Source organism: Streptomyces sp. NPDC044106 (genome assembly GCF_056433985.1).
The window spans coordinates 320,485-346,093 of record NZ_JBWKFZ010000007.1; the positions used below are offsets into that span (position 1 = coordinate 320,485).

Below are 25,609 nucleotides of genomic sequence, written 5' to 3' on the forward strand. Positions count from 1 at the left end.
GTCGGCACGGTTCTGGTCGGCACGGTGGTCACCACACCTCTCCCTGCTTGCGGAGCGCGCGGCGGTAGGCCACGGCGATGATCGACAGGAGGGCCAGGATGAGCACGCCCCAGGCCGCGGAGCCCGCGAAGTCGCGGGGGCTGACGACGAACGAGAGCCGGTAGGCGTACGTCACCAGGATCTCGGTGGCGTCTCCCGGGCCGCCCCTGGTAAGGAGGAAGATCACCGGGAACATGTTGAAGGTCCAGATGCCGCTGATCAGGATCACCGTGCTGGCGACGGAGCGCAGCCCCGGCAGCGTGATGTGCCGGAAGCGCTGCCAGGCGCCCGCGCCGTCCATCTCGGCGGCCTCGTACAGCTCGCCCGGAATGGACTGCAGGCCGCCCAACATGGCCACCAGCATGAACGGCACGCCGAGCCAGACATTGACGGTGATCACCGAGATCTTCGCCCAGGTCGGGTCGTTGAGCCACGGGACCGCGTCGATGCCGCCGCCTTCGAGGATCTTGTTGAGGAGGCCCTTCTTCTCGTTGAAGAGCAGCCGCCAGGTGAAGACGGAGACGAAGGCCGGCACCGCCCACGGCAGGATCAGCGCCATCCGGTAGAAGGAGCGCCCGGCCAGCTTGCGGTTGAGCATCGTGGCGAGCGTGAGGCCGAGCACGAAGGAGAGCGCGACGCAGGAGACGGTCCACACCACGGTCCAGGTGAGCCGGTCCCAGAAGACGCCGTCGGAGAGGATCGACGAGTAGTTGTCGAGACCGACGGACTTGTACGTGGCCGGGATGTCGTTGACACCGATGTGCCGTTCGACGTTCGCCTCATTGGCGTCGGTCGTCGACAGGTACATGCCGCGCACGAGCGGGTACCCGACGATCACGCCAATCACGATCACCACGGGGGCCACCATGGCCCACGCGTACCAGTGGGTGGCCAGCGCCCTGCGCAGCGGCCCCGGGGTTGTGCCGGGCCGGTGGCCGCGGCCGCGGACGCTCTGCGCGTCCACGGCCTTCGCCACCGACCGGCCGGTCTCGACAGCCATGGGTCGGTCGGCCCTCCTTCTTACTTGTAGCCCTTGAGGAGCTTGCGGTAGGCGTCACCGATGCCCTTGGCGCCCTGCTCGGGCGAGGACTTGCCGCTGAGCACCTTCTCCAGCTGCAGGCGGATCGGCTCGAAGAGCGCGTTGGCCTCCGGAATCCACGGCCGCTGCACGGACTTGGCCACGGCGGGCTTGAAGAACTGCACCATCCGGTTGTCCTTGACGGACTTCACGTCGTAGACGGACGTACGGGTCGGCAGCAGGCTGAGCTGCTCGGTGGTCTGCTGCTGCACCTTGGCGGAGCTCATGTACTTGATGAACTCGTACGCCGCGTCGAGGTTGCCGGACCCGGCGTACGCGGCGAGGTTCCAGCCGCCCTGCGGGGCACCCTGGCGCGCGCTGCCCGCCGGAGCGGGGGCGACACCGAGGTTGCCCTTGTCGGCCTTGAACTCCTTGCCCTTCAGGGCGCCTTCGATGGACCAGGGGCCGTCGAGCGCCATCGCGACGTCGCCGTCCTTGAAGGCGTTGAGCTGGTTGTTGTAGCCGTCGCTCGCGTCGGTGACCGCCGCCTTGGAGTCGAGAAGGTCCTTCATCACCGAGAACGCCTTGGCGCCCTCGGGGTCGTCGACGGTGACCTTCCTGCTCTTGGTGTCCAGGAGGTCGCCGCCCTCTCCGTAGAGGTACGGGAGGTAGTAGTACGGGTCGTCGCCGCGCAGGTAGAGACCGGTCTTGCCGGTCTTGGACCTGATCTTCTTCGCGACGGACTTCACCTCGTCGAAGGACTTCGGCACGTCGGCGCCCGCGGCCTTCAGCATCTTCTTGTTGTAGAAGAGCGCGAGGGTGTCGATGGTCTGCGGCGCGGCGTAGGTCTTGCCCTTGAACTTGGTGCTCGCGGCGGCCTGCGGGAGGTAGTCGTCCGGCTTGTCGAGCGCGGCGGTGCCGTCGAGCGCGGCGAGGTAGCCGAGCGAGGCGAAGTCCTGGGTCCAGGCGACCTCGGTGCGCATCACGTCGGGGGCGCCGGAGTTGCCGCCCGCGGCGTTCTTGAACTTGGCGTTGGCCTCGCCGAACGGGACGTTCACATAGTTGACCTTGACATCCGGGTGGAGCTTCTCGAACCCCTTGGCGATCTGTTCGTACGCGCCCTTCTCGGCGTCGTTCGAGGTGTCCCAGAAGGTGACGGTGCCGGAGATCTTCCCCGAGCCCTTGCTGCCGCCGCCGTCGTCGCCCCCGCACGCTGCCGCTGTCATGGCCAGGGCCGCGATCAGCCCGGTGGCCGCTATGCCACGCCGCATGTGAACTCCTTCAACTGATCCCGGAATCACGGGGAGACGAAGAGGTGCCTCCTGCTGGCCGCTCTGGACGCGGCGCCGGGTTGCCAGGAACGTAACAGCGTTGCAAGAGCGTCGAAAGAGCTTGCGGAATATTTCTGCAAGAGCCGGTGATCGTTACATCTGCGTGTCCTTTCCGTTGCCGCTCCCGCGCTTGACACCTCTGTGAGCTGCGGACCAGGGGAAGTTGGGCGCGGTGCACGCGATGACGACCGGTGTCGCACAGGTGCTGAAACCGGCTGAAAGGTTCTTGCACGACAGCTCTTTCCGCAAGCTTTCAGAGCCGGTGTGCAATCTTCGCGATGACAGGTACAGTCCAGTGCCATGACCGCACGGCTTGTCGACATCGCAGCCCACGCGGGGGTCAGCGAAGCCACCGTGAGCCGCGTCCTCAACGGCAAGCCCGGAGTGGCCGCGGCCACCCGCGAGGCGGTGCTCGCCGCCCTCGACGTCCTCGGATACGAACGCCCCGTGCGGCTGCGCCGCCGCAGCGCCGGACTCATCGGCCTCATCACGCCGGAGCTCGACAACCCCATCTTCCCCGCCTTCGCCCAGGTCATCGCGCAGGCGCTGACGCGCCAGGGCTACACCCCGGTGCTCGCGACGCAGACCCCGGGCGGCTCCACCGAGGACGAGCTCACCGAGATGCTGGTGGACCGGGGTGTCAGCGGCATCATCTTCGTCTCCGGACTGCACGCCGACACCACCGCCGACATGGCGCGCTACGATGCGCTGCGCGGCCAGGACGTTCCCTATGTGCTGGTCAACGGCTTCTCCGCGGAGGTGGCCGCACCCTTCGTCTCCACCGACGACCGGGCCGCCATGCGCCTCGCCGTCACCCACCTGACGTCGCTCGGCCACACCCGTATCGGACTCGCGGTCGGCCCGAAGCGGTTCGTCCCCGTGGTGCGCAAGATCGAGGGCTTCCGGCTCGCACTGCAGGAGCGCCTCAACCTCACGGACGAGGACGCGGCGGAGCTGATCCAGCACTCCCTCTACACCCTGGAGGGCGGCCAGGCCGCCGCCACCACCCTCATCAACCGCGGCTGCACCGCCCTCGTGTGCGCCAGCGACATGATGGCGCTCGGCGCCATCCGGGCCGCCCGCGACCTGGGCCTCTCCGTACCCACGGACATCTCCGTGGTCGGCTTCGACGACTCCCCGCTCATCGCGTTCACCGACCCGCCGCTGACCACGATCCGCCAGCCGGTGCAGGCGATGGGCCAGGCGGCGGTCCGGGCGCTGCTCGAGGAGATCGGCGGAACGCCCGCACCGCACGGCGAGTTCGTCTTCATGCCGGAGCTGGTGGTGCGGGGTTCCACGGGGTCGGGGCGGCGCACACCGCAGTGAACGGCCGGCGGGCGCGGCCGGGGCGGCATGCCCCTTCATTGACGCCCCGCTCACCTGCCCGTACAAACGCGGCATGCGTACACCCTCTCCCCTCCCCCTCACCGGCATCACCGTCGTCAGCCTGGAGCAGGCCGTCGCCGCGCCCTTCGCCACGCGTCAGCTCGCCGATCTAGGGGCCCGTGTCATCAAGGTCGAGCGTCCCGGCGGCGGTGACTTCGCCCGTCGCTACGACACGACCGTGCACGGCCAGGCCAGCTACTTCGTCTGGCTCAACCGCTCCAAGGAGTCGCTCACCCTCGACCTCAAGTCGACGGACGGCAGGGAGATCCTGGAGGAACTCCTCGCAGGGGCCGACGTGTTCGTGCAGAACCTCGCCCCCGGCGCCGCCACCCGCATGGGCCTGGGCGCCGAGGAGCTGCAGGGCCGCCATCCGTCCCTGATCCCCTGCACCGTCAGCGGCTACGGCACGGACGGGCCGTGGGCGGACCGCAAGGCCTACGACCTGCTGGTGCAGTGCCAGACCGGGCTGCTCCAGCTCACCGGCTCCCCGGACGAGTGCGCGCGCGTCGGCATCTCGGTGGCCGACATCGCGGGCGGGATGTACGCGTACAGCGGCATCCTGTCGGCGCTCTTCACACGGGCGACGACGGGGCGGGCGCCCGCCGTCGAGGTGTCCCTCTTCGACGCGCTCGCCGAATGGATGAGCCAGCCCGCGTACTACACGCGCTACGGCGGCACCCAGCCGCCCCGCGTCGGCGCCCGCCACGCGACGATCGCGCCGTACGGTCCCTTCACCGCGTCCGACGGCAACGACGTGCTGCTCTCCGTGCAGAACGAACGCGAATGGGCGGCGCTGTGCCGGGAGTTCATCGGCCGCCCCGAGCTGACGGACGATCCGCGCTTCGCCACCGGGTCCGACCGCGTGGCCCACCGAGACGCGCTCGACGCGATCATCTCCGCACGCTTCGCCGAACTCGGCAGCGACGAGGCGACGGAGCTGCTCGACCGCACGGGCATCGCCAACGCGGGGGTCAGCTCCGTCCACGCGTTCCTGGCCCACCCCGTGCTCACCGGGCGCGACCGCTGGCAGGACATCCAGGTGCCCGGCGCGCCGGAGCCCGTCCAGGCCCTGCTGCCCCCGGCCAACCTCTCCGGGGTCACCCCGCGCATGGGCCCGGTGCCGTCGGCGGGCGAGCACACGGCCGCGATCCTCGCCGAACTCGGCCGCACTCCGGACGACGTCGCCCGGCTGCGCGAGGAGGGCGTCTGCCGGTGAGCGGCCCGCGCGTTCGGCCGGCGGTCAGCCGTCGACGGCGACGCCGAGCCCTTCCAGGACGACCGCGTTCGGCAGTTGCGCGAACACCTTGCCCGGCACGATGAGCTTGCCGCGCCGGCTGCCGCTGCCCACCAGGACGTGCGGCAGGTCCGCCACCGCGGCGTCGACGAGGAGCGGCCACGCGGCGGGCAGCCCGATCGGCGTGATGCCGCCGTACTCCATCCCCGTCTCACCCGTGGCCGTCTCCATCGGGGCGAACGACGCCTTGCGCGCGCCCAGTTGGCGGCGCACCGTGCCGTTCACGTCGACGCGCGTACCGGACAGGACGACGCACGCGGCGAGCGTGGTCTCACCACCGCGCTTGCCCGCCACGACGACGCAGTTGGCGGACCGGCTGAGGAGCTCGGGGCCGTAGTGCTCGAGGAACGTGGCGGTGTCGGCCCACTCGGGCGCCGTGTCGACGTGGATCAGCTCGTCGGCCGGGACGGGCCCGCCCCAGGCCTGTACGGCGTCCGCGACGGACGGTACGAGCAGGTCGAGGGCTTCGGGGGCGGGGCTGACGACGTCGAAATCACCGAGAGGAGCGCGCATGGCGGCACGTTAAGAGCCTGTCTTTGAACCCCCGTCGTCCGCGCGAAGCGCGGGCGCAGCGGTGTTCGGTGCGTGCGATCGGTGTGCGGAGTCCCAGGTCATGTGGCGGAGCCACCTGTCCTGGGGCTCCGTGCGCCGAGCGTGCGTGCCGGGCGCCGGGGCGCAGACGGGGGTTCAAAGACAGGCTCTAACAGCCGCCGTGGAGGGGCCTGTTGACGGCACCGGCCGTCAGCGGCCTCGGAGCAGGGCTGCCTCTCACCCCTCCCCCAACTCCCCGAGCGCGATCAGCTGCTGCGGTGTGATGCCGTCGGGGATCGGCACCGGTGCGGGGGTGCGCAGTGGGGGCTGCCAGCCCTGGTCGGGGTGCCAGGTGCGGACGACCCGGGCGGGCGCCCCCGCCACCACCGCGTGGTCGGGGACCTCGCCGCGGACGACCGCGCCCGCGGCGACCACCACGTTGCGGCCGATCCGGGCGCCGGGCAGGATCACCGCGCCCGTCCCTATCCAGCAGCCGGAGCCGATCTCCACCGGGTCCATGCGGGGCCACTGCTTGCCGATGGGGGTGTGCGGGTCGTCGTAGGAGTGGTTGGTGGAGGTCACGTACACGTAGGGGCCGAAGTAGCAGTCGGCGCCGATGGAGACCGTCGTGTCGGCGATGACGTGGCTGCCGCGGCCGAGGACGACGCCGTTGCCGATGCGGAGTATCGGGTCGGGGCCGAGGTCGAGGTCCGGCATCATCCCGGCGGTGAGCGTGACGTGCTGGCCCACGATGCAGTGGTCGCCGATCGTGATCCACGGCTCACCGAAGACCGTGCCCTGCGGGAAGGCGAGCTTCGTGCCCTCGCCGATCGCGCCGAACCGTAGCCGCCCGGGATGCGCGGCGGTCACCGCGCCGGTGCGCTGCACCCACTCCCACCCCGCGTGGACGGCGCGCTGCGCCAGGCGGCGGGGCCCGGCGGCAAGCGATGAGAACGTGTTCCTGTTCTTCGGCACGCGCTCACGTTACTCAGTGCCGAGGTGCCCCGCAGGCCGCCCGCCTGTGATCTTCGCCCCACGCGCCCGCTGCCGCCGCGGCGTCCCGTACGGTGCCGTCAGGCGCGACGCGTCGCGGACGGATACAAGAGTGACGGATACAAGAGAGGCGGACCCGATGGGCCACGAGGCACTCGTCACCGGCATCGGCGGCAAGGTTCCGGAGATCGACCCGGACGCCTTCACCGCGCCGACGTCCGTCGTGCTCGGCGAGGTGACCCTGCGCGCCGGGGCGAGCACCTGGTACGGCGCGGTGCTGCGCGCCGACTGCGGGCCCATCGTCGTGGGCGCCGACAGCAACATCCAGGACAACTGCACCCTGCACGTCGACCCCGGCTTCCCCCTCACGATCGGGGAGCGCGTCTCGGTCGGGCACAACGCCGTCCTGCACGGCTGCACCGTCGAGGACGACAGCCTGATCGGCATGGGCGCGACCGTCCTCAACGGCGCGGTGATCGGCGCCGGTTCCCTGGTGGCGGCGCAGGCCCTCGTGCCGCAGGGCATGGAGGTGCCGCCGGGGTCGCTCGTCGCGGGGGTGCCCGCGAAGGTGCGCAGGGCGCTCACCGACGAGGAGCGCGCGGGGATCACCCTCAACGGCACGATGTACCTGGAGCTGGTCAAAGCCCACCGCGACGCGCACGCGGCGGGCTGACCGGGCAGGTCAGTCGGTGGCGGTGAGGGGGCGCGGATCGGCCGCCGCGGTCCCGGCCGCCGCCGCGGCTTCCTCGGCCTCCAGCTCCGCCGCCGCCTTCTTCGCCCGCCGCTTGACCAGCAGCATCGAGCCGATGCCGATCAGCACGGCGATGCCGAGTCCCACGTACGAGAAGCGCTTGAGCCAGTCCTCGGCGACCACGCCGATGTAGTAGATGACGGCGGTGGTGCCGCCCGCCCAGATGACGCCGCCGAGGACGTTGGCGATCAGGAACTTCCAGTACGGCATGCGCAGGACGCCCGCGAGGGGTCCTGCGAAGATCCGCAGGAGGGCGACGAAGCGGCCGAAGAAGACCGCCCACATGCCCCACTTCTGGAAGGAGCGCTCGGCGCTCGCCACATGGGCGGCGCTGAAGTGCTTGGGGAACTTGCGCTCCAGCCAGGCGAGGAGCGGCCTGCCGCCCTTGCGTCCGATGGCGTATCCGATGGAGTCGCCGACGATGGCGCCCACGGTGGCGCACGCCCCGAGGATCACCGGGTTGAGGTCGCCGTGCTGGGAGGAGAGGAGCGCCGCGGAGACCAGGACGATCTCACCGGGCAGTGGGATGCCCAGGCTCTCCAGTCCGATGACGAGACCCACCAGCGCGTAGATGCTGACGGCTGGTACGTGCTCCAGCCACTCCTGAACGTGCAACGCCGGTTCCTCCCGTGGTCCAAGTGTGTGTGCCCGGCGTGCGCTCCCCCCTCGGTCGCGCACGCCGGGCAGCCTACCCGGACGGGCTCACCCGGCCGGAACGGCGTCGTCCCAGAGCCCGCACCGGTGCTCCTCGCGCACCGTCGTACTGATCGCGTTCCCGCCCGCCGAGGCGGTACGCAGGGAAAGCACCTGCCCCGGCCTGACGCGCTGGTCGGGCGCGGGGGGCCCGGCCGCGGCGCGCGGCACCCCGGTCCTGATGAAGGAACCCCAGTACTGGACCATCTGCCGGGCCAGCGCGCGCTGCTCCGCGTCGAACGGCGAGTCGAGGCCGAAGTGCTTGAAGAGGTACTGGACTTCGTTGACATGGGTCGCGCCGAAGTCGAAGTCGGTGCCGAGGTTCCGCAGCGACGCGAAGGGCGGCGAGGTCCGGTCCGCGAATTCGTAGGCGTAGACGGGCCCGCGGCCCGCGAGGGCCGTGTCAAGGCGCAGCGCCGTGCAGGCGAACATCCGGTCGCCGAGCGCCGCGGCGTACGCGTGCGTGGGCGAGGCGTAGTGCGCGAGCGGGTAGGCCCTAAGGACCCGCCGTCCGAGCTCGGGGCCGTACGCCTCGGTGAGCGCGGCCGGATACCGCTCGGCGGTCAGCGGTCTGCCCTGCCCGTCGAACTGCCCGAAGGCGAAGAGCCGTCCCTCGTCGCTGTTGGCGCCGTTCAGGACGGGTACGCGGGCCGCGCTCCCCTTCCGGTACGCCTCCTCGGGCTGCACCGGCAGGAACGCGCCGCCCACGACCGGGCCCCAGTCGAAGCCGGCCTGCGCGGTGAGGATGTCCTTGGCGGGTTTGCGCCGCAGGCAGGCGAGTGCGGTCTTCGGGTCCGGGCAGCCGGCCTTCTTCGCGAACGCCGCGCCGTCGCCGGCCGCCCGCCGTCGCTCGCGGGCCGCGCAGTCGCCGTACGCGCCGCTCTCGATGATGCCCGCGCGGAACAGGCCGCGGGCCGTCGGCGAGGCGAGCAGCGTGCAGACCGAACGGCCGCCCGCCGACTCACCGGCGATGGTGACGCGGTCCGGGTCGCCGCCGAACGCTCCGACGTTGGCGCGCACCCAGCGCAGCGCGGCCTGCTGGTCGAGCAGGCCGTAGTTGCCCGACACGCCGTCGGAGGCCTCGCCGTCGAGGCCTTCCGCGGCGAGGAAGCCCATCGCTCCGAGCCGGTAGTTGACGGTCACGACGACGGTGCCGGTCTGGCGGGCGAAGGCGTCGGGCACGATGTCCTCGCCCGCGCCCGCGGTCAGCCCGCCGCCGTGCAGCCACACCATGACGGGGCGGTGCGCGGCGCGGCCCCTCGGGGTGTAGACGTTGAGGTCGAGGCAGTCCTCGGTGTGGCTTGGGTTCTCGTAGCCGGGGTCCCAGCTCGCGCTCTGCACGCAGCGGTGGCCGAACGCCGTCGCCCGGCGCACGCCCTGCCAGGGCTCTGCGGGGCGCGGCTCCTGCCAGCGGAGCCGTCCGACGGGCTGCCGCGCGTAGGGGACGCCGAGGAACTGGCGGCCCTCGGCGGTGGACGCGCCCCTGATCCAGCCGGCGTCGGTGCGCACCAGCGTGCTGTCCGCGCCGGCCGGGCCGCCGTGGGCCGCTGCCTGGACGGGTACGAGTGCGGCCGCGGCAGTCGCCGCCAGTGCGGCGCCGACCGACACGGCCCGGCGTATCCCGCCGGCTCTTCCCCTCATGATTTGCCTCCCTTGATGACGGTGGTCGTGGAGAGGATCAACTCACGTACGGACGTGCCTACTTGAACGGTACGCCGGCCCGTGCCGCGCACCCAGCCGTGGCGCTCGACGTCCCACGCCGACAGGGAACGCCCGTCGACGTGGACGGTGACGCGCCGCCGCTGACCCGCGCGCAGGGCGAGCCGCCGGTAGCCGCCGAGCGCCCGCTCGGCCTGCGCCATTCCCAAGTCGGGCGAGGGCCCGAGGTACACCTGCGCGACGGTGATGCCGTCGCGTCGGCCGGTGTTGCGCACGGTGAAGCTCACGTCCAGCCCCTGCCCCGACCTGCGGACGGTGAGATCGCGGTAGGAGAACGTCGTGTACGAGAGGCCGTGCCCGAAGGGGAAGAGCGGCCGCACCCCTTCGGCGTCGTACCAGCGGTAGCCGACGTGGATGCCCTCCGAGTACTCCTCGACGCCGTCGACCCCGGGGTAGCGGCGCCGGTCCCCCGCCATCGGGTGGTGGTCGTCGTCCACCGGGAAGGACTGGGTGAGCCGGCCGCCGGGGTCGCAGTCGCCGAACAGGACGGCGGCGGTGGCGGCCGCGCCCTCCTGGCCGGGGTAGTACATCTGCAGCACGGCGGCAGTCCGCTCCAGCCACGGCATGGAGGTGGCCGACGACGTGTTCAGGACGACGGTGGTACGCGGGTTGGCGGCGGTCACCGCCCGGATCAGGTCCTCCTGGTGGCCGGGGAGCGCGACGGTCGTGCGGTCCTGGCCCTCGGTCGCGTCCTCGTACGCGAAGAGGAGAACGCTGTGCGCGCCGCGCGCCGCCCGCACCGCCGCGGCGACGTCCGCGGCCAGGGTCGCGCCGGTGACGCGGCGGAGCCGGAACGTCTGCCCCTTGTCGCCGCCCTTCGCCCTGATCCGCAGCCGGTGCCGGGCGCCGTCGAGGCGCAGCGTCGCGCGGCGCACGTTGAGGCCGTCGGGCGCGGTGGAGGCGAGACCGCCGGAGAAGTACTCGCCGACGCCCGGCAGCGTCGGGTAGAGCTCGACGCCGTCCAGCTCCACCTTGGGCCGCTCGCCCGAGTAGTGGATGACGAGTGTCCATTCGTCCGCTTCCCCGGGCGTCAGCGTCCCTTCGTACGTCCACTCCTTCCCGGCAGCGACCCGCTGGCCCTCCGTGTCGAAGGCGGGACTGAGCGCGCGCCGCGGGACGGCCTTGCCGTAGAGGTCCTCGCCCAGCGCGTAGGTGACGTCGGCGTGGCGTCCGGCGCGCGCCCTGATGGCGTGGAGCGGGCTGTCGGCCCGGTCGGGGACGACGTGGGCGCTGCCGCCCCCGCTGACGAACGGGTGGCGGGCGGTGGGTCCGACGACGGCGATGTCGCGGGCGGCGCGGCCGGTCAGCGGCAGGGTCCTGTGCGTGTTGCGCAGCAGGGTGGCGCCCGCCTTGGCGACCTCCAGGGCGACCGCCGCACCGGCCTCCGCGTCGCGCTCCGGACGCGGCGGCGCGCTCCTGCCGAGCAGCCCGAACCGGTCCATGACGCCGAGGACGCGGCGCACCGAGCGGTCCACCTGCGCTTCGGGGACGCTGCCGTTCCTGACGGCCTTCTTCAGGGCGGCGCCGTAGTAGGCGTCGTCGGGCATCTCCATGTCGAGTCCGGCGGCGAGGGCGGCGGCGGTACTGTGCTGCGCGAACCAGTCGGTCATCACCAGGCCGTCGAAGCCCCAGCGCTCGCGCAGGATGTCGTCGAGCAGTTCCTTGTTCTCGCAGGCGAAGGTGCCGTTGACCTTGTTGTACGCGCCCATGACGGCGCCGGCGCCCGCGGCGACGGCCGCCTCGAATCCACGCAGTTCGCTCTCGTGCATGGTCCGTTCGCCGGCCCACACGTCGATGGACATGCGGTCCTTCTCCTGGTTGTTCAGGGCGAAGTGCTTGACGGTCGCGATGAGGCCCTCGCCCTGGATGCCCTTGATCTCCGCGGAGACGATGTCGGCGGCGAGCAGCGGATCCTCGGCGAAGGTCTCGAAGTTGCGGCCCGCGTACGGGGTGCGGATCAGGTTGACCATGGGCGAGAGCAGCACGTCCTGCCCAAGGGCGCGGCCCTCGCGGCCGATGACGCGGCCGTAGCGGCGGGCGAGCGCCGGGTCGAAGGCGGAGGCGAGCAGGACGGGGGCCGGCAGGGCGGTGGCACGGGCCGTGACGCGGACGCCCGCGGGACCGTCGGCGAGCCGCAGCGGCGGGATCTTCAGGCGCGGCACCCCGGGGACGTATCCGGCCTGGCCGAGGCTCTCGGGGTCGGTGGCGCCGTGCAGCAGGGAGATCTTCTCGTCGAGAGTGAGTCTGACGATGAGGGATTCGACGCGGGGGCCCGCGCCGGGACCCTGCCGGGCGCGGGCCGCGTACGACGGCGCCGGCACACCGGCGGTGGCCGCGGCCGCCACGGTGATCGCACCGCCGACCAGCCTGAGCGCTGACCGCCGGGACACGGAGTCGGACATGAGCCGTCACTTCCTTCTGTGCCTTGTGCGCGAACACGACTGTGCGAAGCGAAGCGTGTACACGTGCCAGTGGCGGGTCGACGTTCGCTCTTTGAACGCACTATGGGGCAGAGCCGACTTGACACGCCGTTAGGCACCAGGTGTGGCGGCGGGAAAACTATGACCGTGGATGACTCGTGTCAATGAGTTGAACGGAAAGCGCCGTCAGCCCCAGTCGCCATTCACCCAGGAGACGAGGCGGGCACGCTCCTTGTACGAGCACACACTGAGGGTGGAGGTGAACGTCTGGTCCATGACGCGCGGCTCGACGATCTCGTATCCGTAGCCGGACGGGCCGTACTCACCGTCCCGGTAGCCGTCGAGATCGTCGGCCCAGTCCTGCAGACCCCGGAGCTTTCCGGTGGCCCGGTCCAGATAGCGGCCTGGTTCGCCGGGCTCCGTCAGCCGCCCGCCCGCGTCGGAGCGGCCGTACTGGCCTTGGGCGGCCGAGTCCTCGATGCAGCCGTCGGAGCGTACGGGCCGGCCTAACCACCAGCCGGAGACGAAGACGGCGTAAAGGGCGGCGGCGGCGCCGAGTCGGCGCGGAGTGATCCATGCGGGCATCGGCGGAGTCTCGCACGACGGGGGGCCCGTGGCGGCACCGGGGCTCCTCGCCACGATCCTCAACCACGGGCCCACGCAGGCCTGTTCGGCACCCGGAGCGTACGGAACCGGCGCGTCCGGCGCCGGTTCCGCCGACGCGGGTCAGCTGGGGTTGTTCGGCCTCAGCGTCCATACGACGGTCATCTCGCCGGTGACGGCGCCGTCCTCGCGCCGGATCTCGACGGCGACGGGGAACTCCGGGCGCTCACCCGCGTCGAGTTCGGCGATCACGTCGGCGGCCGGGCGGCCGAGGGTCGCCGTGGCCGTCACGGGCCCCATCGCCAGCTTCTTGTACGCGATCTCGGCGCTGACGGCGAGCGGCACGGCCCGCTGCAGCTCGGCCCCGAACGCGGCGAGGACGATGGCGCCGCTCGCGGACTCGCCCAGCGTGAACATGGCGCCGGCGTGCGGGCCGCCGACGTGGTTGTGGTACTCGCTCTGGTCGGGCAGGGCCACCACGGCCCTGCTCGGCGAGGTCTCCCGGAATTCGAGGTTCAGGGTCCTGGCCATCGGAACCGTGGCGGCGAGCATCTCGCCGATCGACATCTGGTCTGCGCTCATGCCGTGATGTTACCCACGAGTAGCGATTCTTGACCAGGACCTGTCTTGGCGTGGATCACCGTCACCTATCGTTGACACCCATGTGGCAAGGAGAGCAGCCGCCCGGGGGCGAACAGAACCAGCGTGGCCAGGGACATCAGGGCGCGGGACAGAACCAGGGCGCGGGGCAGAACCCGGGCGTGGGGCAGAACCCGGGCGTGGGGCAGAACCCGTACCACCAGCCCGGGTACCAGCAGTCGGCCCCGTACGGGCAGCAGGCCCCGTGGAACGCGCCGACCATGCCCGGCGGCCCGCAGGGCGCGGCACCCGAGCCTCCGCGCGAGGGCAAGGGCAACGGCAACGGCAACCGCATCAAGCTGATCGCTCTCGTCGCCGCCGGCGCCGTCGTGGTGGCCGCGGGCGTCACCGGCTACCTGCTCCTCGGCGGTGACGGGGACGACACCGCGAAGCCGGGACCGACCGGCTCCGCGTCCGCCTCGGCCGACCCGGCCGACGATGACGCCAACCCCCGTACCGGTGACGGCATGCCGGAGCCGACCGTGGCCGGCTGGAAGGTCGTCGTCAATCCCAAGCGCGGCCTCGCGTTCGACGTGCCGGCCGGGTGGTCCCTGGAGTCGCGGGACTGGGCCGGCGGGGTCGTGGAGGACAAGGACGCCGAGGACGAGTCGGCCGAGTTCCTCGCCGCGTACGCCGCTCCCGCCTACTTCAAGGAGAAGTGGTGCGCGAGCGACGACGACCGGGACGGCACGAAGGACTACACGGCGCTGGCGGCCGCGGGCACCCGGGGCAACCGCGGTGTCAGGAGCACCGAGGAGGCCGCGCGGCACGACGCGGCCAACTGGGTCTACGGCGCGTACACGCAGCCCGACAGGGAGAAGGTCACCACCGGGCCGACCGAGACGTACACGACGAAGTCAGGTCTCAAGGGCAGCCTGGTGAGCGCGAGTTCGTCCGGTGCCGAGAAGCCGGGCAAGTGCGACTCGGACGGCAAGGCGACGGTGTTCGCCTTCAAGGACTCCGAGGGGGAGTTCGCGTCCTGGTCCTTCCACGGTGCCAAGGGTGTGAAGGACGAGGTCCCTGACGCGACCGTGAAGAAGATCCTCTCGACGGTGCGCGAGTACGAGGCTTCGGAGAACTGAGCCGCCACCGACCCGCCCGCGGCTCCGCTTCCCGGTCCGGTCCGCGCCCCACAGGGGGCGCGGATGGCACCGCGCCCCGGGCCCCTCTATGGTTACTGGCCATGTGGCCAGAAAAGCAGCCGCCCGGGGGCGAGCAGAACCCGCAGGACCAGAGTCAGAACCCGTACCAGCAGCCGGGGTACCAGCAGCCGAACCCTTATCAGCAGCCGGGATACCAGCAGCAACCGGGCTACCAGCAGCCTGCGGGGGGCTACCAGCAGCCGCATTCGGCCGGGTTCTCGCAGCCCGAGCAGCCGCAGCAGTGGGCGGCCCCGACGCCGCCGCCCATGCCGCCGCCGCAGAACGGTGGCGGTCAGGGCGGTGGCGACGGCAAGAAGACGAAGATCACGGCCATCGTGGCCGCGCTCGCCGTGGTGGTGGCCGCCGGCGTCACCGGCTACCTCGTCCTCGGCGGTGACAAGGACGACGAGGCGGGCCCGGCGAAGCCGTCCCCGGCGAAGTCCGTGTCCAAGGATCCGAGCCCGAAGCCCAGCGACGACGGGAACGCGCGCGGCGAGGGCGGCGAGGACAAGCCGACGATCGACGGCTGGCAGGTGGTCGTGAACCCCAAGTGGGGCACCGCGTTCGACGTGCCGCCCGACTGGAAGGTCGAGACGCCGGACACCCTCATCGGCTTCGACGACCGCAAGGACAACGGCGCGAAGTCGATCATCATCATGACCGCGCCCGCGATCCTCAAGGAGAAGTGGTGCTCGTCCGACGACGACAAGGACGGTGAGATGGACGACACCAAGCTCGCCGCGGTCGGCACGAAGGGCCAGAACGGCGCCAAGAACACCGAGGACATCGCGCGCAACGACTCCGCCTGGTGGGTCTACGGCGGCTACACCGAGCAGACGAAGGCCGACAAGAAGAAGATCAAGATCAGCAAGATCGAGGACTACACCACCGCGTCGGGCATCAAGGGCAGCCTCGCGACGTCGACGACGTCCGGCGCCGCAACCTCGGCCAAGTGCGACTCCGAGGGCAAGGCCACCACGTTCGGCTTCAAGAACGAGGCCGGCGAATACGTGGCCTGGACCCTCTACGGCGCCAAGGGCGTCAAGGACGAGGTCCCCGACGCCACGGTGAAGAAGATCCTGAGCACGGTCCGGTGGAGCGAGGCGGCGTCCGAGGACTCCCCCTCCTGATCCACCGGCACCCCCGGGCGGAGCCGGACAAACGGTTTGGCAGGCAGGCCGCCCGTCGTGGATAGTCCCGGGGTGACCACTGCCGCCCCCGCACCGCGCCGCCGTCCCTCCTGGGCGGGCCGCAACTACACCCTGCTCACCGCCGCCGCGATCGTGACGAACCTCGGAAGCCACGGGGCGTTGATCGCGGCGGCGTTCGCGGTTCTCGACGCGGGCGGCGACGGCGGTGACGTCGGTCTGGTGGCCGCCGCGCGGACGCTGCCGCTCGTCCTGTTCCTGCTGATCGGCGGCGCGGTGGCCGACCGGCTGCCGCGCCACCACGTCATGGTCGCGGCCAACGCCCTCAACTGCCTCTCGCAGGCCGCCTTCGCCGCGCTCGTCCTCGCGGGCGAACCCCGGCTGTGGCAGATGATGGTCCTCGCCGGGCTCGGCGGAGCGGGCCAGGCCTTCTTCGGGCCGGCCGCCGAGGGCATGCTGATGTCGTCGGTCACCGGCGAGCAGGCGGGCCGGGCGTTCGCGGTGTACCGGATGGCGATGCAGGGCGCGGGGCTCGGCGGGGCCGCGCTCGGCGGTCTGATGGTCGCGGCGATCGGGCCCGGCTGGGTGCTCGCCGTGGACGCCGCGGCGTTCGCCGTCTCCGGTGCGCTGCGCTCCTTCCTCGACGTCGGTCACATACCGGAGCGCGCGCCCGGCGGCGGGCTCCTCGCCGATCTGCGGGACGGCTGGCGGGAGTTCACCGGGCGGCCCTGGCTGTGGTCGATCGTGGCGCAGTTCTCGGTGGTGGTCGCCGTGGTCGGCGCCGCCGAGTCGGTGTTCGGGCCGTTGGTGGCGCGCGACGAACTGGGCGGCGCGGGGCCGTGGGGCCTGGCGCTCGGCGCGTTCGGCGCGGGCACGGTCGGCGGGGCGTTCCTGATGACGTGGTGGAAGCCGCGGCGGCTGCTGTTCGCGGGCACGCTCTGCGTCTTCCCGCTGGCCGCCCCTTCGGCGGCGCTCGCCGTGCCGCTGCCGGTGGCCGGTCTCGCCGCGGTGATGTTCGTCAGCGGGGTGGCGATCGAGGTGTTCGGCGTCTCGTGGATGACCGCGCAACACCTCGGCGAACGTAGCCTTTCCATCCTCCGGGCTCGCTCGCCCTGGGTACCCATAGGTACGGTCGTGGTCGTGTCCGGTGCGCGCCGGGGTGGTCGCCCGTGGGCGTGCGCCGGTTGATCGCGCGCGACGAGGGAGCTGGTACGGGCATGGCGGTTGAGGCTGCTCAGGCATCGGGTGAGGGGTTCACGTCGGCGAGCGCGGTGCGGGTGATGACTGCCGCATGCCAGGCTGCGGGGCTCGACGACAGAGGCGCGGAGTTGATCCGCCTCGGAGAGAACGCGCTCTTCCGGCTGGCGTCGGTGCCGGTGATCGTGCGCATTGCGCGGTCTGTTGAGTATCTGCCGATGTCGCGCAATGAGGTCGCGGTATCGCGCTGGCTTGCGGAGGAGGGGTTCCCGGCCGCACGGGTCGTCGACGACCTGGAGCAGCCGCTGTTGATAGACGGGCATCCGGTGACCTTCTGGCATTTGATCGTCGAAGGTGACCGGAAGGCAACCTATGGGGAGCTGGGTGCAATCCTGCGGGATCTGCACTCCATGACCTTGCCGGACGGCTTGGATCTGCCTCCTTACAGTGTCTTCGGGAAGACAGGGTTGCGGCTCGAACGGCCGACGGGTGTGCCGCAGGACGACATCGAGTTCCTGCGGAAGCGGGATCGCGAACTGCGAGATAAGTTCGCGGAGCTGCGGTTCGACTCGCCCAAGGGCCCCGTGCACGGTGACGCGCACGTGCAGAACCTCATGGTGGACGATCAAGGGCAAGTGATCCTGATCGACTTCGAGAGCTTCGCCTTCGATCATCCTGAATGGGATCTCATGGTGACGTCCGTGGAGCATCACAGCCTTGGGTGGCAGACCGCAGCACAGTACGCCGACTTCGTCACCGCGTACGGACGTGATCTCTATGACTGGCACGGGTACGACACGCTGCGTGGGATTCAAGAATTCCACATGACGACGTGGCTCATGCAGAACGTCGCTGAGGACGAGAAGACAGCGGCCGAGTACCGACGCCGTATCTCCGGGCTGCGGAACAATGATGGGCCTCGGGACTGGCGACCCTGGTGACCGTTACTCGTCGTCCATGCGGGCAACGGCGTCCCGGACCCTCTCGTTGAACGCTGCCACGGCCGGGTTGGGTGAGTGGGCGCTGACCTCGCGTTGGAAGTCGGTCACGTAACGCTGGAATCGGGCGGATTGGAGGGAGTCCCCTCCGTCCACTGCCAGGCTGGCGGTCGTGACGGCGGCTTCCAACTCGCCGTTCAGTAGCTGGCTCTGGGCGAGCACCATGCGGCAGAAGCCGAGCGTCCGCGCATACTGCGGGTCTGTGTTGGCTACGGCTCGCTGCGCGTGTGCGAGAGCTTCGCGGCGTTGCCTGAGGTCTCGGAAACAGTGGCAGAACTCGCCCATGAGCTCGGCGTCGTCAAAGTACCCGAGCCATTCGGGGTCTTCGGCTGTGTCGGCTTGCTCGAACGATCGCTCGGCCTCGTTCATGGCTCGACCCGCGCCGATGGGGTCCCCGGCGTTGGAGAGGGCGCGGGCCTCCATCGCTGAGAACAGGGCCATAGCGCGCGGAGTGGCCTTGCCGTGGGCACCCTCGACGCCTGCGCGGGCGAGCTGGATCGCTTGAGCGTGGTTGCCGAGGTAGTTCGCCTGGTGGCTGAGGTTGGACAGGATGCGGGCGCCGAACATCCGATCGTCGACGACCTTCGTCAGGCGGAGTGTGGAGACCAGGTAGCGGTGTGAGAGCTGGTGGTTGCCGGTGTCGTAGGCCGTCCATGCGAGCAGTTGCGAGATCTCGGCGGCTGCCCCGTAGAGGGAGTTGCCAACCTTCTCGCTGTAGCTGGCGCTGAGCAGTGGCAAGACCTCATGGCGGAAGTAGTGGCGCAGTGCCTTGTGGCCGTGGCCTCCGCCGTAGAGGAAGTCCAGTCGCATGAACATGTCGGCGGCGGTTCTGACCGCTCGCACGTCGCGCATGCCGACTCGCTGGGACGCGGGCCTGTCGGCGTGGATGCCGTCGGGTCGCGCGACCATCCATGAAAGGACGGCTGCGCTCAAGTCTCCGTCAGCCACGATCAACCCGTCACCGGTCGCCGACTCCGGGCGCTCCTGGGCGAGGCTGTCGAGCATGGTCAGTGCGTCGGGTAGCGACTGCTGGTAGCCGACACCCAGGGGCGGAATCTGTTCGGACTGATCGGCGAATCCGAGATCGGCCGCGGTGACCCGACGGCCGAGTTTGGCGCTTAGCGCATCCGCCATGATCACGGCAGTACGCGTCTGGATGCCCGATCCTGATCGCCACCGCTGTACCGCAACGTGCGTCGTCCCGAGATCGGTTCCGCGTTGCTGTGCAAGATCACGCATGCGCTTGGCGAGGCCCTTGTTCGAAACCTTGGCTTCGTCCATTACAGAGATCAATTGCACGTTCGGCTCTCGGTTCATGCTCCCCTGCCAGCCCGAGAATGACGGCGAGTATTCATCGTGGCACAGCCCGCTGACATCAGGGGGTCCATTGGTGAACCCCCTTTTCGTTTGCCGGTGTTCACGTGAACCCCTCGGTGGACACTGCCGGTCGACCTGCGCGCGCCGTTCACTGTCTGGCATGCAGCGGCGGGCTAACCGGGCCCGTCGACAGTCGGGAGGAGACGCAATGGATGCTCGGCAGAGCAAACCCAGAGCGAACACCCCGGTGGAGATCGCGCCGGATGACCCGACGCACGATCCGTCGCTCGGTCACTTCCGGGCGCTCACGCTCTTCGTTGAGTCCACCGACCCTGTGCGCGTCGCGCGAGACATGGTGCGGTCGTGCCTTCAGGACTGGGGCCTTGGCCACATGGTTGATGATGCGCGACTCGCCGTCTCGGAACTGGTCGGCAACGTCGTGCACCACGCGGTACCGGACCACAGTGTGACGCGGCCGGGGGGCGCTCGGCGCGTCGACGTACTCGTGAAGGTGTGGCCGAACTGGCTCTTCATCGGCGTCGCCGATGAGGACTCGACTCCGCCGGATCTGCCGGTGGGTGAGTTCGTCTCACCCGAGCTGGTGGGCGACTTCGCGGAAGCGTTGTTGCCGGATCGTGGGCGCGGGTTGCTGATCGTTCAGCGGCTTGCCGACGCGGTGTGGTGGTCGCCGGAAGAGCCGGGCGGCAAGACCGTGTGGTGTCGCTTCGACCTCGACGCGGTGTCGTAGAGACGCCCGGCCCGTCGCCTCCCGGGATCTCCCACGCGATCGGGAGCGGGGGCGACGGACCGGCGGCGCGGTCGAGTCGACCAACTCGGCCGCAAGGGGCGCGGCCTCTCATCCTCGTTGCTCTGGAGAGGCCGCGCTTCACAACCAAATACGCAAGTCCGGACCACCCCCGCGCCTGGCAGCAACCGGGGTGGTCCGGGTGGGGACAGCGGTCCCCGGTGCCTGATGGTACCGGGGCCGCTGTGCTGCGTTTCTGCCCTGGGCCAAGGAAGTTGACGAGCCGTTACCTAGATCAGGGTTGAGGTGGGCAAAGTGACTGGCGCGGGTGAGGACTGGCTGAGTGACGGTCTCGGCGTCGCGGGCGCGAACTTCGGTCTGTGGGTGTCCGGCGTCGACTACGTGGCGGGCTGGCGCGAGGCGCGGGAGGCTGCGGACCGGCTGAACCGTGCGCTCCTCGGGGCGGGGATGGAGCTGTCGGAAGTGCGGGCGGTCGCCTCGACGGACGAGGGCGGGCGCGGGGTCGTGCGGGTGGCGGGTTGGCCGGACGCCGTGGAGCGGCTCGCCTCTCTCCTGGAGGCGACCACAGCTGGCGGCGGCGGTGCGGCATGAGGTGTCTTTCCCCTGGTGAGCGGCGCGCGTGGGCACGTCGCCGGCCGCAGAGACTTTGGGCGGTAGCTGCCATGGGGCGAGTGAACAGGGGGCCTTACGCTCGCCCGGCGAATCGGGCAGGTACTGGACCTGCCCGCTGGTGTGCCCGATGGGCCCCCTGTTCTTCGAGGCTCGCCCCATGGGAGCTGCCTAAAGTCTCGGAGGCCGTCGACCCCCAGCCCCGCGGGCCTCGGCCCACGCCGTCCGGTGGACGCCTCGCCTCCTTGGGCGCGGTGCGGACCAGGGCGCCGGGCGACCGGCCGGGACCGGCGGCCACGCCGCATGCCCGGCCGGGGCGGCCGGGCTGCCCGGTGCGCCGCAGGCGCGCCCTTGAGGAAGTGGAGAAAGTTTCGACCGATCTACGGCTCTCAGGCGCGGGCGCGCCGCGCGGGCTCCTTGTCGGCGGTGATCCGGTAGGCCAGTTCGGCACGGTCCGCACCGGTGCGGAGTTCTTCGAGGATCAGCGGGCGGTCGTCGGTGCCGTGCGTGACGCGGGCGACGTGCAGGATCGGGGTCGCGTCCGGCAGGCGGAGAGTGATCCGCTCGTCGTGGAGCGGCATGCGGGCGCGGACCGTCTCGGACCACCACAGCTTGTGCCCGGCCTGCGTCATGAGCTCGTACGCGGCTGCCGGGGGTGGACCTGGCGGCTCCTCGCCAAGAGCCGGGATGTCCGCCGCTACGGCGAGCGGGGTGACGGTGCGGTGCATGGCCCGGGTGCCGCTTGCAGGGTTGATGAGCAGCCGGTCACATACGAAGAGATCTTCCTCTTCGCCGATGCCGAGCAGCTGGCCGTTCTCCTTTGTGGAGCGGGCGCGGTACGGAGTCGGTTCCTCGGCCTCGTCCCAGACGGCGCCGCTGGGCATGAGGAACTTCCCGTCCCCGGCGCGGCTGATCCGGCGCTCGATGGTGACGGCGGGCTGGCCATCGGAGCGTACAAAGCTGCCTTTGCCGTGGCGGACATCGATCAAGCCCTCTGCCCGCAGGGCGGCGACAGCGTTGCGGACGGTCGGGCGGGAGACCCGGTAGCGCTGGATGAGCTGGGCTTCTGAGGGAAGCGGCGCGCCGGGCTCGAACTCGCCCGCAAGGATCGCTTCGCGGATCGCGGAGGCAACCTGCTGGTAGAGCGCTCCGGGGCGTTGGATCTCCGTCATCTCAGCACCTTCGCGTTGAGGTCGTAGGCACGTCGCACGCGCGACATCACTCGTCAGCATAAGTACTTGACCCCTCGCCGTACAGGATCGCATAGTCATCACTCGTCAGGACAAGTGACGTCCGGGTAAGCCTGGCGTCGTAACGGCCAAGGAGGCCAACGCAATGCAGTCCATTCCTGTGGACACGGCGCGACTGGGCGTACTGCGGTGCGCCATCGCACCCGAAGTGAAGATCAGCAACCCCGAGACCAAGGAGGCCAAGAAGGACCGCGACGGCAACACGATCTACACCGTGGCCGTCACGGTGCGACAAGACCGGCGGCGAATCTCCGTGATCGAAATCGCCGTCACGGGCGAGCCCAAGGGCATCGAGGAAGGACAGACCCTCAAGGTCACCGGCCTAATGGCGTTCGCCTGGGCCATGGGCGACCGACACGGGATCAGCTTCCGGGCCGATGCGATCACCCCCGTACACAGTGCTGCGACCCCGGCCCCCGCTGCGGCTTCGCCCAAGGCAGGTGGGGCGTGATGAGTGCGATCCTGCTGGCCCTCGGGCTCGCTGCACTCGCGTGGGTGCTCGTCGTCGCCGACCTGCTGCGGCGCCACCGTCCGGCCTGGCACTGGTACGTCACCGGCTACCCCCTCACCGCGTTCCGGGTGCTCTGCACCTGGCGCAAGGTCGCCATGCTCAACGACCTTGCCGTGTCCCGGCGTCCCCCGCGCGGGCTGCTCGGAGACGTGATCGTCAAGGGTGATCCGCTGCGTCCGGTGGCTCCGCGCCTCTCCTTCCCGCGCGCTACCCGTCTGGGCCTGACCGTGATCGTGCGCCTGCATGCCGGGCAGACCCCGGCGACGTACATGAAGGCGGCTGACGCGCTCACCCACGCCTGGAAGGTCCACGCCGTACGCGTCACCTCGCCCGAACGCGGCGTCGTGCTGCTGACGGCAACCGCCAGTGACCCACTGGCCCGGCCCGGCCTGGCGACGGCTCCCGTCGCACTGCTGTCCGCGCTCATCGGCGCACTGGAGAGCGGCGGGGCCTGGGTGATGGACCTGCGGATGGTGCCGCACTGGCTCATCGCCGGGGCCACCCGCTCAGGCAAGTCCACCTTGCTGGCACGGCTGATCACTCAGCTCGCCCCTCAACCCGTCGCCCTGGTCGGCATCGACTGCAAGGGCGGCATGGAACTCGGCCTGTTCTCGGGTCGGTTAAGCGCGCTCACCACATGCCGACGTGAGGCAGTCGCCGTACTGGCGGCACTCGTCGTCGACATGCAGGGGCGCATGCAAGCTTGCCGGTCGGCTGGTGTTCGCTCGATCTGGGAGCTTCCCGACCTGCTGCGTCCCGTGCCGGTCGTGGTGATCGTCGATGAGCTGGCAGAGCTGTACCTCTCCGACGGCACCCGCGAGGGCAAGGCGGAAGCAGACCAGTGCTCGACCCTGCTCCTGCGCCTGGCCCAACTCGGTGCCGCACTCGGCATGCACCTCGTCGTCGCCGGTCAACGGGTCGGCTCCGATCTCGGCCCCGGAGTCACCGCCCTGCGGGCCCAGCTCGGCGGCCGTATCTGCCACCGGGTCAACGACCCCGGCACGGCAGAGATGACCCTCGGTGATCTCAACAAGGATGCCGTGGCCGTCGCTCAGTCGATCACTGCGCAGGAACAGGGTGTCGCGGTGTGCACCGGACCGGACGGCGGATGGGGCCGCGCTCGCTCTCACCTCACGCCGACCGAAGAGGCGGTCACGACGGCCATGAAGTACGCGGCCATGACGCCCGAACTGCCCGCCATAGACCGCGCTCTTGCGGCGCTGGAGGGAGACGGCAAGTGATCAGCGAAGGAACGGCATTCACGCTCTCGGTGATCTTCGGGATCATCACCGTCCTCCTCGTCCGCTCCCGCGACGTACGCGCCTGGGAAGCGGTCTGTGTCGGCCTCTTCGGGGTCTACCTCGGACAGACCCCGGTGGTCTTCACCATCCACGGCCTCGTGACCTGGCTGATCAACGGCTTCTCCCATCCCTGAGCAGGAAGGACAGGACATGCCCATGAGTCGCGTGAGGTGCCCGAACTGCAAGGGCGAAGGCGCCCGTAGGACCTGGACCGGAATGCGCCACCGCTGCCGCCTCTGCCGGGGCACCGGAACCATCCGCTGAGCACGATCCACACCACCTGATCGAGCAAGGAGCGACCCCATGGACGACCACGCGCCACCACCCATCAACCGTGCCGCTTCGGCGGCCCACCCCGGAAGGTCCCCACCATCGCCCCGGAATTCACCCCGGCTGACAGGCGCACCGCCCTCGACCGTGCGGCGCGCCTGCGTCAGCTCTCCGAAGCAGACCGTGACGCGATACGCATCGCGCAAGATCCCCAGTTCGCCCGTTGGTTGGACCAGATCACCGCCACGGGCGGCTGCGCCCACCCGATCCACCTCACCGGCTCGACCGCCACCCTGGACGCGACGACCGGCGAGATCCTGCACCACTACGACACCCGAGACGAACCCGGCGAACGGCTCTCCGTACGCTGCCGCAACCGCCGGGCGACCGTCTGCGCACCGTGCTCCCGCCTCCATGCCGGAGACACCTTCCACTTGGTGCGCGCGGGCCTGACCGGCGGCAAGACCGTCCCCGCCACGGTTCGCAATCGCCCCCGCCTCTTCGTCACCCTCACTGCCCCGTCCTTCGGGGCCGTGCACCGGACCGGGGAGCGCTGCCGTCCCCGCCGTGACAGAGGTCAGTGCGAGCATGGGCGCTCCTTCGGCTGCGGTGCGGTCCACAGCACGGAAGACGGCCTCATTGGGCAACCTCTGTGCGCGGACTGCTACGACTACCCGGCCCACACTCTCTGGCACGCACAGGCGGGTGCGCTGTGGGACCGCTTCGTCATCGGCGTCCGCCGACATCTCGCCTCTGCTGCAGGCCTCGTTCAGTCCCGCTTTCCCGATCACGCGCGGCTGTCCTTCGCCCGCGTCGCCGAGTATCAGAAGCGGGCTGCCGTCCACGTCCACGCGGTCGTCCGCCTCGACGGCCCGGCCGGACCCGACGACGAACCCCCGGCCTGGGGCACGGCCGACCGATTGGCCGATGCGGTGCGCGCCTCCGCGAGCCGGGTCCTGGTCCGCACCCCCTACAGCCCCGCCATCGGTGAACTCGACCTCTGCTGGGGTGTCCAGGTCGACACTCGCCTTCTGCACTCCGGTGGCACCGGACCCGATGACGACGCCGTTGCCGCGTACGTCGCAAAGTACGTCACTAAGGGCGCGAGCGAGACCGGCGCCGGCACCGACCACCGGGTCACGACCTGGGACGACATCGACGCAGTACCCGTGACTGACCACGTCCGGACCCTCATGCGTACCTGCTGGCGCCTCGGCTGCCTGCCCGAGTACGAGCCTCTGCACCTGCGAGCCTGGGCCCACACCCTTGGCTACCGGGGCCACATTCTGACCAAGTCCCGCGCCTACTCGACCACGTACGAGGCACTGCGCGCCGACCGGGCCGAACACGTCGGCCTCGCCCTCGATGACGTACCCGGTACCGAGACCGAGGCCAACTGGCGCTACATGGGATCGGGCCACACACCGGGGGCCGCACTCCTTGCCGCCGGGGTCTCCGAAGACCTCGCCGCCAACCGCGAGGCCGCCCGCGAAGAGCTGGCCATCGTGAGGGGGCCCTCCGGTGTCACGTCCGAATGAGAGGGGCGAAGATCAAGACATGGCCTGGGCGCGAGCGCATGCGCGTCACTCTCCCGGCTGGTCCGACGCTCAATGGCGACGGATGAATGCTTCCCTGGGCGTAGAAGTCGCTACACGTAACGGAGCCCGCCACCATCGGCGTACG

Annotated in this window: 24 protein-coding genes; 13 read left to right on the forward strand and 11 right to left on the reverse strand. The window is 70.4% G+C overall.

Annotation, left to right across the window (positions count from 1 at the left end):
• Window positions 1-28: 28 nt before the first annotated feature.
• A complete protein-coding gene (locus tag AC07DI_RS14985; protein ID WP_384251931.1) occupies window positions 29-1,039 on the reverse strand; it encodes a carbohydrate ABC transporter permease in 1,011 nt (336 codons plus the stop codon).
• A gap of 20 nt (window positions 1,040-1,059) precedes the next feature.
• Window positions 1,060-2,328, reverse strand: coding sequence for an extracellular solute-binding protein (locus AC07DI_RS14990; RefSeq protein ID WP_478904732.1), 1,269 nt, complete (start codon window positions 2,326-2,328; stop codon window positions 1,060-1,062).
• Between the two features lie 360 nt (window positions 2,329-2,688).
• Between AC07DI_RS14990 and AC07DI_RS14995 the strand changes: the two genes are divergently transcribed.
• Entirely contained in the window at window positions 2,689-3,714 is a 1,026-nt protein-coding gene (locus AC07DI_RS14995) for a LacI family DNA-binding transcriptional regulator (RefSeq protein WP_384251926.1), read from the forward strand.
• Window positions 3,715-3,787: 73 nt separating this feature from the next.
• Window positions 3,788-4,990 carry a CaiB/BaiF CoA transferase family protein gene (locus tag AC07DI_RS15000; RefSeq protein WP_478904733.1) on the forward strand — a complete coding sequence of 401 codons (1,203 nt, stop codon included), beginning with the start codon at window positions 3,788-3,790 and terminating at the stop codon, window positions 4,988-4,990.
• Window positions 4,991-5,014: 24 nt separating this feature from the next.
• On the opposite strand, the gene AC07DI_RS15005 is transcribed toward AC07DI_RS15000, so the two are convergent.
• Together AC07DI_RS15005 and AC07DI_RS15010 are read right to left on the reverse strand one after the other, a co-directional pair.
• Window positions 5,015-5,581: a YbaK/EbsC family protein gene (locus AC07DI_RS15005; RefSeq protein WP_478904734.1), complete on the reverse strand. Its 567-nt coding sequence runs from the start codon at window positions 5,579-5,581 to the stop codon at window positions 5,015-5,017.
• Window positions 5,582-5,836: 255 nt separating this feature from the next.
• Window positions 5,837-6,574, reverse strand: a complete 738-nt coding sequence (locus tag AC07DI_RS15010; RefSeq protein ID WP_478904735.1) for an acyltransferase — start codon at window positions 6,572-6,574, stop codon at window positions 5,837-5,839.
• Window positions 6,575-6,731: 157 nt separating this feature from the next.
• Here AC07DI_RS15010 and AC07DI_RS15015 point away from each other — a divergent pair, with 157 nt between their 5' ends.
• Window positions 6,732-7,265 carry a gamma carbonic anhydrase family protein gene (locus AC07DI_RS15015; protein ID WP_478904817.1) on the forward strand — a complete coding sequence of 178 codons (534 nt, stop codon included), beginning with the start codon at window positions 6,732-6,734 and terminating at the stop codon, window positions 7,263-7,265.
• A 9-nt stretch (window positions 7,266-7,274) separates the two neighbouring features.
• Here AC07DI_RS15015 and AC07DI_RS15020 read toward each other — a convergent pair whose 3' ends face one another.
• The 5 genes from AC07DI_RS15020 to AC07DI_RS15040 form a co-directional block, all read right to left on the reverse strand.
• Entirely contained in the window at window positions 7,275-7,958 is a 684-nt protein-coding gene (locus AC07DI_RS15020) for a DedA family protein (RefSeq protein ID WP_478904736.1), read from the reverse strand.
• A gap of 87 nt (window positions 7,959-8,045) precedes the next feature.
• Window positions 8,046-9,677, reverse strand: coding sequence for a carboxylesterase/lipase family protein (locus AC07DI_RS15025; protein WP_478904737.1), 1,632 nt, complete (start codon window positions 9,675-9,677; stop codon window positions 8,046-8,048).
• Complete coding sequence (locus tag AC07DI_RS15030) at window positions 9,674-12,157, reverse strand: beta-glucosidase (RefSeq protein WP_478904738.1); 2,484 nt, start codon at window positions 12,155-12,157, stop codon at window positions 9,674-9,676. Before AC07DI_RS15030 ends, AC07DI_RS15025 begins: the two co-directional genes overlap by 4 nt.
• A gap of 204 nt (window positions 12,158-12,361) precedes the next feature.
• A complete protein-coding gene (locus AC07DI_RS15035; protein ID WP_478904739.1) occupies window positions 12,362-12,760 on the reverse strand; it encodes a hypothetical protein in 399 nt (132 codons plus the stop codon).
• 141 nt (window positions 12,761-12,901) lie between these two features.
• The gene (locus AC07DI_RS15040) at window positions 12,902-13,360 is read right to left on the reverse strand and encodes a DUF4442 domain-containing protein (RefSeq protein WP_384251907.1); all 459 of its coding nucleotides are present in this window, start codon (window positions 13,358-13,360) and stop codon (window positions 12,902-12,904) included.
• Window positions 13,361-13,440: 80 nt separating this feature from the next.
• Between AC07DI_RS15040 and AC07DI_RS15045 the strand changes: the two genes are divergently transcribed.
• From AC07DI_RS15045 to AC07DI_RS15060, 4 genes are all read left to right on the forward strand, one after another.
• On the forward strand, window positions 13,441-14,499 hold the full coding sequence (locus tag AC07DI_RS15045) for a DUF8017 domain-containing protein (protein ID WP_478904740.1): 1,059 nt from the start codon (window positions 13,441-13,443) through the stop codon (window positions 14,497-14,499).
• Between the two features lie 101 nt (window positions 14,500-14,600).
• The gene (locus AC07DI_RS15050; protein ID WP_478904741.1) at window positions 14,601-15,689 is read left to right on the forward strand and encodes a DUF8017 domain-containing protein; all 1,089 of its coding nucleotides are present in this window, start codon (window positions 14,601-14,603) and stop codon (window positions 15,687-15,689) included.
• A 72-nt stretch (window positions 15,690-15,761) separates the two neighbouring features.
• Window positions 15,762-16,895, forward strand: a complete 1,134-nt coding sequence (locus AC07DI_RS15055; protein WP_478904742.1) for an MFS transporter — start codon at window positions 15,762-15,764, stop codon at window positions 16,893-16,895.
• A 29-nt stretch (window positions 16,896-16,924) separates the two neighbouring features.
• Window positions 16,925-17,845, forward strand: coding sequence for a phosphotransferase enzyme family protein (locus AC07DI_RS15060; RefSeq protein ID WP_478904743.1), 921 nt, complete (start codon window positions 16,925-16,927; stop codon window positions 17,843-17,845).
• 3 nt (window positions 17,846-17,848) lie between these two features.
• On the opposite strand, the gene AC07DI_RS15065 is transcribed toward AC07DI_RS15060, so the two are convergent.
• Entirely contained in the window at window positions 17,849-19,219 is a 1,371-nt protein-coding gene (locus AC07DI_RS15065) for a sporulation protein (protein WP_478904744.1), read from the reverse strand.
• Window positions 19,220-19,427: 208 nt separating this feature from the next.
• On the opposite strand from AC07DI_RS15065, the gene AC07DI_RS15070 reads away from it, so the two are divergent.
• Window positions 19,428-19,967 carry an ATP-binding protein gene (locus tag AC07DI_RS15070; RefSeq protein ID WP_478904745.1) on the forward strand — a complete coding sequence of 180 codons (540 nt, stop codon included), beginning with the start codon at window positions 19,428-19,430 and terminating at the stop codon, window positions 19,965-19,967.
• Window positions 19,968-20,279: 312 nt separating this feature from the next.
• Window positions 20,280-20,576 (forward strand): hypothetical protein, encoded by a 297-nt coding sequence (locus AC07DI_RS15075; RefSeq protein ID WP_478904746.1) that lies wholly within the window; start codon window positions 20,280-20,282, stop codon window positions 20,574-20,576.
• A gap of 407 nt (window positions 20,577-20,983) precedes the next feature.
• On the opposite strand, the gene AC07DI_RS15080 is transcribed toward AC07DI_RS15075, so the two are convergent.
• Window positions 20,984-21,766: a GntR family transcriptional regulator gene (locus AC07DI_RS15080; protein ID WP_478904747.1), complete on the reverse strand. Its 783-nt coding sequence runs from the start codon at window positions 21,764-21,766 to the stop codon at window positions 20,984-20,986.
• Between the two features lie 163 nt (window positions 21,767-21,929).
• On the opposite strand from AC07DI_RS15080, the gene AC07DI_RS15085 reads away from it, so the two are divergent.
• The 4 genes from AC07DI_RS15085 (at window position 21,930) to AC07DI_RS15100 (ending at window position 25,464) form a co-directional block, all read left to right on the forward strand.
• Entirely contained in the window at window positions 21,930-22,295 is a 366-nt protein-coding gene (locus tag AC07DI_RS15085; protein ID WP_478904748.1) for an SCO3933 family regulatory protein, read from the forward strand.
• The gene (locus tag AC07DI_RS15090) at window positions 22,295-23,596 is read left to right on the forward strand and encodes an FtsK/SpoIIIE domain-containing protein (RefSeq protein WP_478904749.1); all 1,302 of its coding nucleotides are present in this window, start codon (window positions 22,295-22,297) and stop codon (window positions 23,594-23,596) included. Before AC07DI_RS15085 ends, AC07DI_RS15090 begins: the two co-directional genes overlap by 1 nt.
• On the forward strand, window positions 23,593-23,790 hold the full coding sequence (locus AC07DI_RS15095; RefSeq protein WP_478904750.1) for a hypothetical protein: 198 nt from the start codon (window positions 23,593-23,595) through the stop codon (window positions 23,788-23,790). Before AC07DI_RS15090 ends, AC07DI_RS15095 begins: the two co-directional genes overlap by 4 nt.
• Window positions 23,791-24,084: 294 nt before the next feature.
• The gene (locus tag AC07DI_RS15100; protein WP_478904818.1) at window positions 24,085-25,464 is read left to right on the forward strand and encodes a replication initiator; all 1,380 of its coding nucleotides are present in this window, start codon (window positions 24,085-24,087) and stop codon (window positions 25,462-25,464) included.
• Window positions 25,465-25,609: the final 145 nt, after the last annotated feature.

Excerpts from the sequence above, each read along its gene's own strand:
- AC07DI_RS14985 (WP_384251931.1), bottom strand. The coding sequence starts at position 1,039 with ATGGCTGTCGAGACCGGCCGGTCGGTGGCGAAGGCCGTGGACGCGCAG.
- AC07DI_RS14990 (WP_478904732.1), bottom strand. The coding sequence starts at position 2,328 with ATGCGGCGTGGCATAGCGGCCACCGGGCTGATCGCGGCCCTGGCCATG.
- AC07DI_RS14995 (WP_384251926.1), top strand. The coding sequence starts at position 2,689 with ATGACCGCACGGCTTGTCGACATCGCAGCCCACGCGGGGGTCAGCGAA.
- AC07DI_RS15000 (WP_478904733.1), top strand. The coding sequence starts at position 3,788 with ATGCGTACACCCTCTCCCCTCCCCCTCACCGGCATCACCGTCGTCAGC.
- AC07DI_RS15005 (WP_478904734.1), bottom strand. The coding sequence starts at position 5,581 with ATGCGCGCTCCTCTCGGTGATTTCGACGTCGTCAGCCCCGCCCCCGAA.
- AC07DI_RS15015 (WP_478904817.1), top strand. The coding sequence starts at position 6,732 with ATGGGCCACGAGGCACTCGTCACCGGCATCGGCGGCAAGGTTCCGGAG.
- AC07DI_RS15025 (WP_478904737.1), bottom strand. The coding sequence starts at position 9,677 with ATGAGGGGAAGAGCCGGCGGGATACGCCGGGCCGTGTCGGTCGGCGCC.
- AC07DI_RS15030 (WP_478904738.1), bottom strand. The coding sequence starts at position 12,157 with ATGTCCGACTCCGTGTCCCGGCGGTCAGCGCTCAGGCTGGTCGGCGGT.
- AC07DI_RS15035 (WP_478904739.1), bottom strand. The coding sequence starts at position 12,760 with ATGCCCGCATGGATCACTCCGCGCCGACTCGGCGCCGCCGCCGCCCTT.
- AC07DI_RS15040 (WP_384251907.1), bottom strand. The coding sequence starts at position 13,360 with ATGAGCGCAGACCAGATGTCGATCGGCGAGATGCTCGCCGCCACGGTT.
- AC07DI_RS15045 (WP_478904740.1), top strand. The coding sequence starts at position 13,441 with ATGTGGCAAGGAGAGCAGCCGCCCGGGGGCGAACAGAACCAGCGTGGC.
- AC07DI_RS15050 (WP_478904741.1), top strand. The coding sequence starts at position 14,601 with ATGTGGCCAGAAAAGCAGCCGCCCGGGGGCGAGCAGAACCCGCAGGAC.
- AC07DI_RS15060 (WP_478904743.1), top strand. The coding sequence starts at position 16,925 with ATGGCGGTTGAGGCTGCTCAGGCATCGGGTGAGGGGTTCACGTCGGCG.
- AC07DI_RS15065 (WP_478904744.1), bottom strand. The coding sequence starts at position 19,219 with ATGAACCGAGAGCCGAACGTGCAATTGATCTCTGTAATGGACGAAGCC.
- AC07DI_RS15070 (WP_478904745.1), top strand. The coding sequence starts at position 19,428 with ATGGATGCTCGGCAGAGCAAACCCAGAGCGAACACCCCGGTGGAGATC.
- AC07DI_RS15080 (WP_478904747.1), bottom strand. The coding sequence starts at position 21,766 with ATGACGGAGATCCAACGCCCCGGAGCGCTCTACCAGCAGGTTGCCTCC.
- AC07DI_RS15085 (WP_478904748.1), top strand. The coding sequence starts at position 21,930 with ATGCAGTCCATTCCTGTGGACACGGCGCGACTGGGCGTACTGCGGTGC.
- AC07DI_RS15090 (WP_478904749.1), top strand. The coding sequence starts at position 22,295 with ATGAGTGCGATCCTGCTGGCCCTCGGGCTCGCTGCACTCGCGTGGGTG.